Source organism: Streptomyces smaragdinus (assembly GCF_009604385.1).
Lineage (GTDB): Bacteria > Actinomycetota > Actinomycetes > Streptomycetales > Streptomycetaceae > Streptomyces > Streptomyces smaragdinus.
The window spans coordinates 1-13109 of the sequence record NZ_WEGJ01000044.1 but is presented as its reverse complement, the minus strand read 5'-3'; the positions used below and the strand labels follow the sequence as shown (position 1 = coordinate 13109).

General features: G+C 73.8%; 11 protein-coding genes. 9 read left to right on the top strand and 2 right to left on the bottom strand.

Features of this window, described 5'->3' with window-relative positions; translation table 11 throughout:
• The first annotated feature begins 45 nt into the window (after window positions 1–45).
• Together SRB5_RS31315 and SRB5_RS31310 are read left to right on the top strand one after the other, a co-directional pair.
• On the top strand, window positions 46–3663 hold the full coding sequence (locus SRB5_RS31315) for a glycosyltransferase (RefSeq protein WP_153456856.1): 3618 nt from the start codon (window positions 46–48) through the stop codon (window positions 3661–3663).
• Complete coding sequence (locus tag SRB5_RS31310) at window positions 3660–5192, top strand: DUF5719 family protein (RefSeq protein WP_153456855.1); 1533 nt, start codon at window positions 3660–3662, stop codon at window positions 5190–5192. The genes SRB5_RS31315 and SRB5_RS31310 overlap by 4 nt, the downstream gene beginning before the upstream one ends.
• On the opposite strand, the gene SRB5_RS31305 is transcribed toward SRB5_RS31310, so the two are convergent.
• Window positions 5189–5665, bottom strand: a complete 477-nt coding sequence (locus tag SRB5_RS31305; RefSeq protein WP_228390586.1) for a metallopeptidase family protein — start codon at window positions 5663–5665, stop codon at window positions 5189–5191. The genes SRB5_RS31310 and SRB5_RS31305 overlap by 4 nt on opposite strands.
• Before the next feature lie 244 nt (window positions 5666–5909).
• Between SRB5_RS31305 and SRB5_RS31300 the strand changes: the two genes are divergently transcribed.
• The 6 genes from SRB5_RS31300 to SRB5_RS31275 all read left to right on the top strand — a co-directional run bounded on the left by SRB5_RS31300 (window position 5910) and on the right by SRB5_RS31275 (window position 11508).
• Window positions 5910–6359: a DUF3499 domain-containing protein gene (locus SRB5_RS31300; RefSeq protein ID WP_323378787.1), complete on the top strand. Its 450-nt coding sequence runs from the start codon at window positions 5910–5912 to the stop codon at window positions 6357–6359.
• A 69-nt stretch (window positions 6360–6428) separates the two neighbouring features.
• Window positions 6429–7820 (top strand): phosphomannomutase/phosphoglucomutase, encoded by a 1392-nt coding sequence (locus SRB5_RS31295; protein ID WP_323378786.1) that lies wholly within the window; start codon window positions 6429–6431, stop codon window positions 7818–7820.
• Between the two features lie 130 nt (window positions 7821–7950).
• Complete coding sequence (locus SRB5_RS31290; protein WP_153456852.1) at window positions 7951–8124, top strand: Trm112 family protein; 174 nt, start codon at window positions 7951–7953, stop codon at window positions 8122–8124.
• Window positions 8125–8144: 20 nt separating this feature from the next.
• Window positions 8145–9266, top strand: coding sequence for an SIS domain-containing protein (locus SRB5_RS31285; protein WP_153456851.1), 1122 nt, complete (start codon window positions 8145–8147; stop codon window positions 9264–9266).
• 24 nt (window positions 9267–9290) lie between these two features.
• A complete protein-coding gene (gene manA, locus SRB5_RS31280) occupies window positions 9291–10478 on the top strand; it encodes a mannose-6-phosphate isomerase, class I (RefSeq protein WP_153456850.1) in 1188 nt (395 codons plus the stop codon).
• A gap of 106 nt (window positions 10479–10584) precedes the next feature.
• Complete coding sequence (locus tag SRB5_RS31275) at window positions 10585–11508, top strand: cation diffusion facilitator family transporter (protein WP_153456849.1); 924 nt, start codon at window positions 10585–10587, stop codon at window positions 11506–11508.
• Between the two features lie 42 nt (window positions 11509–11550).
• Here the strand turns inward: SRB5_RS31275 and SRB5_RS37640 are convergent, their stop codons facing one another.
• Window positions 11551–12618, bottom strand: a complete 1068-nt coding sequence (locus SRB5_RS37640) for a fructose PTS transporter subunit IIA (RefSeq protein WP_323378785.1) — start codon at window positions 12616–12618, stop codon at window positions 11551–11553.
• 325 nt (window positions 12619–12943) lie between these two features.
• On the opposite strand from SRB5_RS37640, the gene SRB5_RS31265 reads away from it, so the two are divergent.
• Window positions 12944–13109, top strand: a 166-nt coding sequence (locus tag SRB5_RS31265) for an adenosylhomocysteinase (RefSeq protein WP_194293084.1), incomplete at its 3' end; no start/stop codon positions are given.

The following is a 13109-nucleotide window of genomic DNA, read 5'->3' as shown; positions in this document are numbered from 1 at the left end:
GAGCCCATCACCCCCACCGGCCCCAGGCCGTTAGTGTGGGCCCCGATGTCCAGCTACGCCGCCCCAGAAAACGAGCCCGAGCCGGAACTCCCGGCCCACGTGGTGACCGCCGTCCTCGTAACCCACGACGGCGCCCGCTGGCTGCCCAAGGTGCTGGAAGGCCTGCGCACACAAACCCGCAGACCGCAGAACGTCATGGCCGCCGACACCGGCAGCGCCGACGACTGCGCCGGCCTCCTCGGCGAAGCCCTCGGCGCCGACCACGTCACCCACCTCGCCCGCCGCACCGGCTTCGGCACCGCCGTCGCGGAGGCCGCCCGCACCGCCGGTGTGCTGACGCCGGACGACCTCCCGTATCTGCGCCGCCCCAGCGGCTGGGACCCCGTGAGCCGCCAGTGGCGGGACGACGCGTACGACATGCCGGAGCTGCCCCACGGCGAGCCCGTGCAGTGGCTGTGGCTGCTGCACGACGACTCCGCGCCCGACCCGGGCGCCCTCGCCGCGCTGCTGCGCGCCGCCGACGCGAACGAGGACGCCGTCGTCGTCGGCCCCAAGCTGCGCGGCTGGTACGACAGGCGCCAGCTGCTGGAGACCGGTGTCTCCATCGCCGCGAGCGGCCGCCGCTGGACCGGCCTGGACCGCCGCGAGCAGGACCAGGGGCAGCACGACGGCACCCGTGACGTGCTGTCCGTGTCGACCGCCGGGATGCTGATCCGCCGCGACGTCTTCGATCAGCTGGGCGGCTTCGACCCGAAGCTGCCGCTGATGCGCGACGACGTCGACCTGTGCTGGCGGGTGCGCAAGGCCGGTTACCGGGTGCTGATCGCCACCGACGCCGTCATGCACCACGCCGAGGCCGCCGCCCGTGAGCGCCGCTCCATCGACTGCGCCGGCCGCGGTAAGGCGAGCCCGCACCGGGTGGACAAGGCGGGCGCCGCGTACACGCTGCTGGCCAACGCCCGCGGTGCCGCGCTGCCGTGGATCTCGTTCCGGCTGGTGCTCGGCACGCTGCTGCGTACCCTCGCGTATCTCGTCGGCAAGGTTCCCGGTCAGGCGCTGGACGAGATCACCGGTCTGACGCAGGTCGTGCTCAACCCGTTCCGGGTGCTGGCGGCCCGGCGCAGGCGCGGGCGGGGGACCGTCGACCCGGCGGAGCTCAAGCCCCTCTTTCCCGGCCGCGGTGCGACGATCCGCGCCACGTTCGAGCAGGTCACCAGCAACTTCTCCGGGCGTTCCGAGCCCGAGCTGTCCGGCGGCGGCCGGCACGGCGCGGTCGAGTCGGGGCCCGGCGGGGACGACGCCGACTATCTGGAGATCGAGCAGTTCTCGCGGCTGAAGGCCATCGCCCGCCGCCCCGGCCCGGTCCTCTTTCTCCTGCTGCTGGTCGTCTCCCTCATCGCCTGCCGCGGTCTGCTCGGGGGCGGTTCGCTGACGGGCGGCGCCATGCTGCCCGCGCCCGCCGACGTCGGCGATCTGTGGGGGCGTTATCTCAACGGCTGGCATCCCACGGGCATCGGCGGTACGCAGAGCGCGCCGCCGTATCTCGCCGTCGTCGCCGGGCTCTCGTCGCTGCTGCTGGGCTCCACGACCACCGCGCTCACCGTGCTGCTGGTCTGCTCGGTGCCGCTGGCCGGCTTCACCGCGTACTTCGCGTCCCGTCCGCTCGTCCCCTCCCGGCTGCTGCGGGCCTGGGGCAGCGTCGTGTACGCGTTCCTGCCCGCCGCCACCGGCGCGCTCGCCGCGGGCCGCATCGGCACCTGTGTGCTGGCGATCCTGCTGCCCCTCATCGCCCGCGCCGCGATCTCCGCGAGCGGGCTGACGGGCCGGCCGGGCTGGCGTCCGGCGTGGGCGTACGCGCTGATGCTGACGATCGCCACCGCGTTCACCCCGATCGTGTGGCCGATCGCCCTGGTGCTGGCCGTCGCCCTGCTGGCGTTCCGGGCGGCCACCGGGCGCGGGCTGGTCGGCGTGGTGGCGCTGCGGCAGCTGGCGGTGCTGGTGACGCCGATGGTGGTGCTGGCGCCCTGGTCGCTGGACCTGCTGACCTCGCCCGGCCGGTTCCTCGCCGAGGCCGGGATGGACTTCGGGACGCCCGCCGTCTCCGCGCTGGACCTTCTCATGCTCAGCCCCGGCGGGCGCAACGCCTCCGCGGGCTTCCTGCTCGCCGGGATCGTCGTCGCCGGTCTGGCGGCGCTGCTGCGGGCCGACCGCGCGCTGCCGATCCGCGCCGCGTGGGGTGTGGCCCTGACGGGATTCCTGTTCGCCGCGCTGTCCGCCGACGACTGGGCCGGCCCCGCCACCCTCGTCTACGGCCTCGCGCTGCTGTCCGCCGCCGTCCTCGGCGCCGACGGCGCCCGCCACCGCGTCGCCGAGCAGAGCTTCGGCTGGCGCCAGCCCGTCGCCGTCCTCGTCGCCGCCGCGTGCGGCGTCGGACCGCTGCTGCTGGCCGTCGGCTGGATGTGGCGCGGCGCCGACGGACCGCTGGAGCGCACCGACCCGGTGCAGGTCCCGGCGTTCGTCGCGGAGGAGTCCGGCACCACCGACCAGCCCCGCACCCTCGTGCTCGGCGGCACGGCGGGAGAGGTCACGTACGCCCTGGTGCGCGGCGCCGGGGCCGAGCTCGGCGACGCGGAGCTGGCGGACAGCGGACCCACGAGCGCGCAGCTGGACGCCGTGGTGGCCGGCCTGGTCGCCGGGTCCGGCGCGGACCAGACGGCCGGGCTCAGCGGGTTCGCGGTGCGCTACGTCCTCGTACGCAACGGGGCGCCCGCCGCCCGCCAGATGGGCCGGGTGCTCGACTCGACGCCCGGCATCACGCACCTGAGCGAGCAGAAGGGCGGCGCGCTGTGGCGTGTCGACCGGCCCGTGGCCCGGGTGACCATCCGCGACGAGAAGTCGCCGGAGCCCGTGCTGGTGCCCGCCGGCCCCGTCGGGGTCGGCACGGACATCGCGGCCGGGCCCGCGGGCCGGGTGCTGCGGCTCGCCGACGCGTACGACGGGGGCTGGCAGGCGGCGCTGGACGGGACGGCGCTCACCCCGACGAAGGTCGACGGCTGGGCGCAGGGCTTCGAGCTGCCCGCGGAGGGCGGCCGGCTGACCGTACGGCACGCGACGGCGTTCACCCACACCGCGTGGGTGCTGGCGCAGGCCGCGCTGCTGCTGGTGGTCGTGGTGATGGCCCTGCCCGGGCGGCGCCGCGAGATCGACGACGACCTGCCCGACGCCGTACCGGCCGGGGAGCTGCCCCCGGACGTCTCCCCGCAGCCCGTCGAGGGCGAGGGCCGCCGCGCCCGCCGGCTGCGCGCCGCGGCGGAGGCGGCACAGGCCGAGCAGGCACCGCAGACGGAGGCCGCCCCGGAGCCCGAGCCCGAGCCGTACGCGCCGGTGGGGGCCGACCCGTACGCGGCTGTCCCGCACCAGCAGAACTACGGCGAGTGGGAGACGGCCGGTTACCCGCCGCAGCAGCAGTACGGCGACCAGCAGCAGTACACCGGCGGCTACGACACGTACAACAGCGCGTCGTACGACCAGAACGGCGCGTACGGCCACAGCGGCGAGTACGAGACGGGATACGAGCCGCAGCCCGAGCCGGCCGCGACCGACACCTTCCAGGCCTTCGGCGATCGGCCGCAGCAGCGCGGCGACGGGAGCGAGCACCAGTGAACCGCACGACCCTCTCCCTCGCCGTCACCGCGGCGGCCCTCGCGGCCGTCACCGGCGTCGCCACGCTGACCGTCCCCGACGGCACGACGGACGACGCGGCCCCCGTGGCCGCCGCCCGGCTGCCCGTTGAGCGGACCACGCTGATGTGCCCCTCCCCGGGCCCGTCGGAGATCGCCTCCACCACGTACACCGCCCTCACCCCGGACGGCCAGGACGCCGGCAAGGGCACGGCGCGGCTCACGGCGGCGGACGGCACGGACGCGACGAGCACGGACACCAAAGACAAGGACAAGGCCAAGGCGAAGGACGAGAAGCCCGTCGCCGAACCGACCAAGCCGGGAAAGCCCGTCACGGCCACGACCAGCAAGACCGACGCCCCCGCCCTGATCGCCGACGCCCACGACGGCCTGGCGCCCGGCTTCACCGTCCAGCAGACGACCGTGGTCGACGCGGGCGCCGGCCGCGGCATCCTCGGCGCCCGGTGCACCGCGCCGGACACGGAGTTCTGGTTCCCCGGCGTCAGCACGAACAAGGACCGGCAGGACTACGTCTACCTGACCAACCCCGACGACACCCAGGCCGTCGTCGACGTGGCCCTGTACGGCAAGGAGGGCCTCATCCGCAACGAGGACGGCGACGACATCCCCGTCCCCGCCCACGGCTCCACCTCCGTGCTGCTGTCCACGCTCACCGAGGAACCGACCGACATCCTGACCCTGCGCGTCACCGCCCGCTCCGGCCGGGTGGGCGCCGCCGTCCTGGCCGCCGACGACAAGCTGGGCGGCGACTGGATCCAGCCCGCCGCCGACCCGGCGCCGCGCCTCGTCCTGCCCGGCATCCCCAAGGACGCCACCTCGGTCCGTCTGGTGGCCTTCGCCCCCGGCGACGCGGACGCGGAGCTCGGCATCCGCTACTCCGGGCCCACCGGCCAGATCACGCCCGCCGGGAACGAGTCGCTGACCGTCAAGAGCGGGATGACGGCGTCCGCCGACTTCGAGGGCCTGACCGCCGGCGAGGGCGGCTCCCTGATCCTCACCCCCGCCGAGGGCACCGAGGCCCCCGTCGTCGCCGGACTGCGCGTCACCCGGGGCAAGGGCGACAGCGCGGAGACGGCGTTCATCCCCGCGACCGAGGGCATCGGCGAGCGGGCGACGGCGGCGGGCAGCTGGGCGGCGGCCGAGAAGGACGAGGTGACGACGCTGTCCCTCGTCGCGCCGGACGAGGCGGTGCAGGTCAAGGTGACCTCGTCGGCCGGCAGCAAGGGCGGTACGGCGGCGGAGAAGACGTACACCGTCAAGTCCGGTACGACGCTCACCCTGACCGAACTCCCGCTGCCCGAGGGCAAGCTGACGGGCAGCCGCTTCGCGTTCACCGTCGAGAAGGTCGAGGGCGGCGAGCTGTACGCGGCGCGGATGCTGCAGCAGAAGAAGGACGGCGTACCGATGTTCACCGTCCAGACCCTGCCGGACGATCACGCCACCGTGGCGGTGCCCGAGACGCGGCAGGACATCTCGCTGGTGGGCGACTAGTCCTGCCCGTACTGCGGATCGACGGACTCCGGGGCCAGGCCCAGGAGTTCGGCGACCTGCTCGACGATGATCTCGTGCACCAGCTGCGCCCGCTCGTCGCGGCCCTTGGCGCGGATCTCCACCGGCCGGCGGTAGACGACGATGCGGTCCGGCAGCCCGTTGCGGCTGCCGGAGAGCAGCGTGCCCAGCGGCACCCCGTCCTCGTCGGCCAGGCTGATCGGCAGCGCCGGGTCGCCCGGCACGTCGAGCACGCCGAACTCCACCGACGCCAGCTGCGGCCAGCGGCGCTCGAGACGCTGCGCCGAGTCGTTCACCAGGTCGATGAACAGCTCCGCGCGACTCACGGACAGCGGCACCTGCGGGGGCGCGACGGGACCGCGCATACCGCGGCCGTGCCGGTCCCGGCGCCGGGCGCGCGGACCGGGACCACCCGCGGGCGGCGCCGGATCTGGGGTCATGGCTTGCTGCTCCATCAACCATGAGCGTAGCCCGCCGGAGACGCTGACATGCAGCTCCGCGTCAAGCGATCGTATGTCTCCGAATGACCGTACGACAGCGCTTTGGTTATCGATCGATACGGACCGTAGACCGCACTCACTCGTTCAATTGACGTCATTTGTAGGGATTGGTGACAGCTTTCATCCCCATTCCGCTCGCTGTCCGTTACGAACCACCAGGTCACCCGGCGTACGCAGGGGGCGCCCGTACCCCGTCCGGGTGCCGACACAACCGGGTGAGCCGCGGGAGAGTCGTCGCGGCCCGCTCAGGAGTGCGGTACCGTCCAACGTCGTGAGCCCCGTCCGCCGCTGTTCGCGCACTGCCTGTGGCCGCCCTGCCGTGGCCACGCTGACGTATGTTTACGCGGACTCCACGGCCGTGCTGGGGCCCCTCGCCACCTACGCCGAGCCGCACTGCTACGACCTGTGCACGGAGCACTCGGAGCGCCTCACGGCCCCCCGCGGCTGGGAGGTCGTCCGGCTCGCGATCGCCCCCGGCCCCGCCCGGCACAGCAGCGACGACCTCGAGGCCCTCGCCGACGCCGTCCGCGAGGCCGCCCGCCCGCGCCCGGCCCCCCAGGAGCCGGTCACGCCCTCCACGCGCGAGGCGGACCCGATGGAGGTCGCCCGGCGCACCCATCTGCGGGTGCTGCGGGCCCCCGACGCCTGACCCGGGACGTACCCCCGCAGCGCAGAGCGACCGAACCATCGCGTACTGTGCGAATCGAGTGCGAACCGTGTGCGGGACGACGTCCGGGAGGGCTGGGCAGTGGCCGATCTGTCGCAGATCGTGAAGGCGTACGACGTACGCGGGGTGTACCCCGACCAGCTCGACGAACACCTCGCGCATCTCTTCGGCGCCGCGTTCACCGAGGTCACCGGCGCCTCCGCGATCGTGGTCGGACACGACATGCGCCCCTCCTCCCCGGACCTCGCCGCCGCCTTCGCGCGCGGTGCCGCCGAATGCGGGGCGGACGCGACCCTCATCGGGCTGTGCTCCACCGACGAGCTGTACTTCGCCTCCGGCAGCCTCGATCTGCCCGGCGCGATGTTCACCGCCAGCCACAACCCGGCCCGGTACAACGGCATCAAGATGTGCCGCGCCGGCGCCGCGCCGGTCGGACAGGACTCCGGGCTGACGGAGATCCGCACGCTGGTCGAGCAGTGGCTCGCGGGCGGCGCACCGGCTCCCGCCGCGCGGCAGGGGAGCGTCGGTGAGCGGGACGTGCTCGGGGACTACGCGGCGCATCTGCGGTCGCTCGTCGACCTGACGTCCATCCGCCGGCTGAAGGTCGTCGTCGACGCGGGCAACGGGATGGCCGGGCACACGGTGCCGACCGTCTTCGAGGGGCTGCCGCTGGACGTGGTGCCCATGTACTTCGAGCTCGACGGCACCTTCCCCAACCACGAGGCCAACCCCCTCGACCCCAGGAACATCGTCGACCTCCAGGAGCGCGTCCGCGCCGAGGGCGCCGACCTGGGCCTGGCCTTCGACGGCGACGCCGACCGCTGCTTCGTCGTCGACGAGAACGGCGACCCGGTCTCCCCGTCCGCGATCACCGCGCTGGTCGCCGCCCGCGAGCTGGCCCGCAACGGCGGCCACGGGACGGTCATCCACAACCTGATCACCTCCTGGTCCGTGCCCGAGGTCGTCAAGGAGAACGGCGGCGAGCCGGTCCGTACCCGCGTCGGCCACTCGTTCATCAAGCAGGAGATGGCCCGCACCGGCGCGATCTTCGGCGGCGAGCACTCCGCGCACTACTACTTCCGCGACTTCTGGAACGCCGATACGGGCATGCTGGCGGCCCTGCACGTCCTTTCGGCCCTCGGCGGCCAGGACGGCCCCCTGTCGCGCCTCACGGCGGCGTACGACCGCTACGCGGCCTCCGGCGAGATCAACTCCACGGTCGACGACCAGCAGGCCCGCGCGGCGGCCGTCCGCGCCGCGTACGAGGACCGCGAGGGCGTCACGCTGGACACCCTGGACGGGCTGACGGTGACGGCGGGGGACTGGTGGTTCAACCTCCGCCCGTCGAACACCGAACCGCTGCTGCGGCTGAACGTGGAGGCACGCGACGAGGCGACGGTGGCGGCGGTACGGGACGAGGTGCTGGGGATCGTACGGGCCTGAGCGCCGCTGCGTTCTCCCGGGGTGACAACCCCCGGACCCCCAGCCGGACCTCCGCCCGCCGAGCCCCACTGCCACCCCCGCAGTAAGCTGAATCCGCCCGATCCGCACACCCCGAGAAGGGGGCGCACGCATGCCGCCCGTTGAAGCCGGTCTCCTCGAGATCCTCGCCTGCCCCGCCTGTCACGCCCCCCTGAAGGACGCGTCGACGGAGCTGATCTGCACCAGCGACACGTGCGGCCTGGCCTACCCCGTGAAGGACGGCATCCCCGTCCTCCTCGTCGACGAAGCACGCCGCCCCGAGTAGCCCGAGGGGTGCGCGGCGAGATGCTGGACGAGGCCTTCCTCGACACCCCCGACGCCCTCACGCGCGCGGACGGCCGCGGGCTGCTGCTCGCGGTCGCCGAGTCCGGCGCCCGCGTCCGTACCGCGGCCCGGGCGGCCGCCGAATCGGGGCTGACCGCGCTGCGCCCCGACGGCCGCCCCCGCTCGCTGCTGCTGGCGGGCCCCTGCCCGAGCACGTACTGCGCGGCGGATCTGCTGAGCGCCCTGCTGGGCGGCGCCTGCCAGGCCGTGGCCCTGGACGCGTACGGGGCGGACGCCGACCCGGCCGCCCTGCGCTGGACCCTGCCGGGCTGGGCGGGCCCCCAGGACCTGCTGCTGACGGTCACCGGCTACGGCCGCGAACCGGGGCTCGAGGCCCTGGTGGAGCAGGCGTACCGGCGCGGCATGTCCGTGGTGGCCGTCGCCCCCGCCGGCTCCTCCCTCACGGACACCGTCGGCACGACGCACGGCATGACCCTCCCCATGATCCAGCGCACCACCGCCGAGCCCGGCGCCGAACCGGAGGCCCCCGGCACCCTCTGGGCGATCATGACGCCGCTGCTGGCCCTCACCGACCGCCTCGGCCTGCTCACCGCCCCGCCCAAGGCCCTCGAGGAGATCGCCGACCGGCTGGACACCGTGGCCGCCCGCTGCGGGCCGGCCACCGCGACGTACGACAACCCGGCGAAGACCCTGGCCACCGAACTGGCGGAGGCGCTTCCCCTGCTGTGGTCCACGGGCCCGCTGTCCGGCGCCACCGCCCGCCATCTCGCCACCACCCTCACCGCCGTCGCCGGCCGCCCCGCGCTGGCCGCCGCCCTGCCGCACGCCCTGCAGGTCCACGGCCCGCTGCTCGCCGGCCCCCAGGCCGAGGACCCCGACGACTTCTTCCGCGACCGGGTGGACGAAGCGGAGCCGCTGCTGCCCCGGGTGGTGCTGCTGCACGACGCCGAGCCCACCGGCGCCAACCCGGCCCCCGCCGCCCGCGCGCTGGCGCACGGCCGCGGCACCCCGCTGAGCGAGATCGAACCCGCCGGGGGCGGCCCGCTGCAGATCGCCGCCGAACTGATCGCCCTCGCGGATTTCACCGCCGTTTACCTTTCCCTGGCATCGTCCGACCACTGACCTCCGCGAGCGACGAGACGGACCATGGACCGACTGACGAACACCGTGCGCCCCTACGCCTGGGGCTCCACCACCGCCATCCCCGGGCTCCTCGGCGAGGAGCCCACCGGCGGCCCCCAGGCCGAACTGTGGATGGGCGCCCACCCCGGCGCCCCCTCCCGTATCGACCGGGGCGCCGGACCCGTCTCGCTGGCCGACGTCATCGCCGCCGACCCGGTGGCCGAACTGGGCGCCCCCTGCGCCGACCGCTTCGGCCCCCGGCTGCCGTTCCTGTTCAAGGTGCTGGCCGCCGCCGAACCGCTGTCCCTCCAGGTCCACCCCGACCTGAACCAGGCGAAGGCCGGCTTCCTCGCGGAGGAGGAGGCGGGCATCGCGCTCGACGCCCCCGAGCGCATGTACAAGGACACCAACCACAAGCCCGAACTGATCTGCGCCCTCACCCTCTTCGAGGGCCTGTGCGGCTTCCGCACCCCCGCGCAGGCCGCCGACCTGCTCGAGGGCCTGAACGTCGACGGCCTCGTCCCGTACGTGGACGTCCTGCGCGCCAAGCCCGAGGCCGACGCCCTGCGCGAGGTGTTCACCGCCGTCCTCACCGCCCCCCGCGAAGCGATCGCCGCGACCGTCGGCGAGGCCGTCGCGGCGGCCACCGGACTCGCCACCGGCGACGGCCCCTTCGCCGCCGACTACGCCATGTACGCCGCCGTCGCCCGCACCTACCCCGGCGACCCCGGCATCCTCGCCGGGATGCTGATGAACCCCGTCCGCCTGCAGCCCGGCGAGGCGATGTACCTGGGCGCCGGAGTCCCGCACGCGTATCTCGACGGCGTCGGCGTGGAGATCATGGCCAACTCCGACAACGTCCTGCGCTGCGGCTTCACCCCCAAGCACATCGACGTCCCCGAACTGCTGCGCGTCGTACGCTTCGTCCCCGGCGAAACCGACGTCCTCCACGCCTCGCCGGCGGACGGCGCGTACGACACCCCGCTGGACGACTTCCGCCTCCACCGCCACGACCTGGACGCCGCCGCCCGCACCCTCGACACCGGCCGCCCGCAGATCGTCCTGTGCACGGACGGCAGCGCCGAACTGACGTCCGCCGACGGCACGCATCTGTCGCTGCGCCGCGGCGAATCGGCGTTCCTCCCGGCAGCCGGAGCACCGGTCCGCGCCACCGGCTCCGGCACCCTCTTCCGGGCCACCGTCCGCGGCTGAGAACGCGGGTCGGATTACCATTCCTTTGCCCTACTGACACAATGGCCCCCGCCGTAACGGGGCGAGCGCCCCGCGGGGAGACCACGAAGGGACAGGTCAGTCACAGATGGCTGCAGGAGGCGGAACAAAGGCGATCGTGGCGGCACTGCTCGCCAATCTCTCGATCGCGGCGGCGAAGTTCATCGCATGGGCCTTCAGCGGTTCGTCCTCGATGCTGGCGGAGGGTGTCCACTCGCTCGCCGACTCCGGCAACCAGGGCCTGCTGCTGCTCGGCGGGAAGAAGGCACAGCGCGCCGCGACGAAGGAGCACCCGTTCGGCTACGGACGCGAGCGGTACGTCTACGCCTTCCTCGTCTCCATCGTGCTGTTCTCCCTCGGCGGTCTCTTCGCCGTCTACGAGGGCTTCCACAAGGTCCAGGACCCGCACGAGATCGACCACTGGTACTGGCCGGTGGCCGTCCTGGTCTTCGCGATCGTCGCGGAGGGCATGTCGTTCCGTACGGCCGTGAAGGAGTCGAACGAGCTCCGCGGCGACCAGAGCTGGTGGGAGTTCATCCGCCGCGCCAAGGCGCCCGAGCTGCCCGTCATCCTGCTCGAGGACTTCGGCGCGCTGGTCGGCCTCGTCCTCGCCCTGTTCGGCGTCGGCATCGCGATCATCACGGGCAACGGCGTCTGGGACGGCATCGGCACCCTGTGCATCGGCGTGCTGCTGCTGATCATCGCCGCCGTACTGGCCGTCGAGACGAAGTCGCTGCTGCTCGGCGAGGGCGCGAGCGACGCGGACGTCGACGTGATCCGCAAGGCGCTGGAGGAGGGCCCCGACGTCGACGAGGTCATCCACATGAAGACGATGTACCTCGGCCCCGACGAGCTGCTCGTCGCCGCGAAGATCGCGCTGGGCGGCGAGGACACGATGGCCTCCGTCGCCCGCGCCATCGACGAGGCGGAGGCCAGGGTCCGCGCGGCCGTACCGGCCGCCCGCCTCATCTACATCGAGCCCGACATACTGCGGGCGCGTACCGCGAGCTGAGTACGAGACGGAGGGGGCCCGGCGTCGGGCCCCCTCCGTACGTCACCCGACCTCCGCGAGCACCCGCAGGATCTCCTCGTCCGTCCCGGCCCCCCGCAGCCGGGCCCGGAAGTCCGGGTTCACGAGCGTGCGGGCGAGCCGGGCGAGGATCCGCAGACGCTCGTCCCCGGCCATCGCCTCCGGCACACAGACCAGAAAGATCAGCCGGGCGGGCGTGCCGTCCACCGCCCCCCAGTCCACACCCCGCGCCGACCGGGCGAACGCCACAACCGGCTCCGTGACGGCGTCCGTCTCGGCGTGCGGGATCGCGACCTCCTCACCCAGCCCCGTCGCCCCCCGCGCCTCCCGCGCCAGCACGGCGCTCACCAGGGCGTCCCGGTCGACGACCTTCCCGGTCCCGGCCACCAGCTCCACCAGCTCCCCGATCGCGGAGTCCCGCTCCCCGGCGGCCAGCTCCCGCCGTACGGTCCGAGCCGTCAGATACCCGGAGAGCGCGGACACCGGCCCACCGCCCAGCTTCCGGATGCTGCTGATCTCCCCGGACTCGCCCCGGGAGACGGTGACGAGCTTGGTGGTCGGTGTACGGGGTGTACGGGTCGCCGCCACCGGCGGACGCACCTTCGCCTCGTACGCCTCCGCCGACTCCGACGCCGCGTCCACGGTGTGCGCCGTCCCCCGCAGCATCGTCGTCCCCGTCCCGTCCACCGCCGTCATCCCGCCGTGATGATGGGCGTCGTGCACGGCCCCCGGGTACCCCTCGTACACCGGCGCGGACCCGGCCCGCGCCACCAGCGCGTCCGCGTGCGAGATACCGCCCCCGATCCCGGCGACCAACAGCGGCTTCCCCCGGAACCGCCCCGGATCCACCTCGGTGTCCGCCGCCACGATCACCGCGTCCGCCCCCGCGACGTCCGCCTCCGTCAGCACGTTCTCCGCCCCGACGGAATCCTGCGTCTCGACCTTGATCGTGTACCCCGCCGCCCGCGCCGCCTGCTCCAGCTTCTCGGCGGCCATGTACGCCATGTACGTGTGGGCGATACCCGCCGGACAGGCGGTGACCGCCACAAGCCGCGGCTGCCGGGCGCCGGGGGAACTGGCGGGACTCGTCACGGGTCGCTCCTAGCTGGACTCATCGGATCAGCCACCCCTCCGGCCATTCTCGACGCGCCCCACCCCGCCCGCACCCCGGACACCACCCGCCGGCCGATCCCTCGAGGCACCCCTCACAGAACCGCCCGCCTGCGGTAGATTCGTAGACGCCAGACGTCGCTGCTGATGGCGGTCGGGCGGGCCCACGAGAGGCCCGCGCGAGGGAGAGAGGGCCTCCGACGGACTGAGCCGCAGGCGGGGTGACCACGTGTCCCTCGCCCCGGACGCGACCGCGCACCGCGAGTCGCAGCGGCTCAGCGACCCGACCGACACGCATGGAGCTGGAATGACAGCGTTGACGACCTCCACCACGTCCACCGGCATGGACTACAAGGTGGCTGACCTCTCCCTGGCGGCTTTCGGCCGTAAGGAGATCGAGCTGGCCGAGCACGAGATGCCCGGTCTGATGGCGATCCGCGCCGAGTACGCGCAGGCGCAGCCTCTCGCCGGGG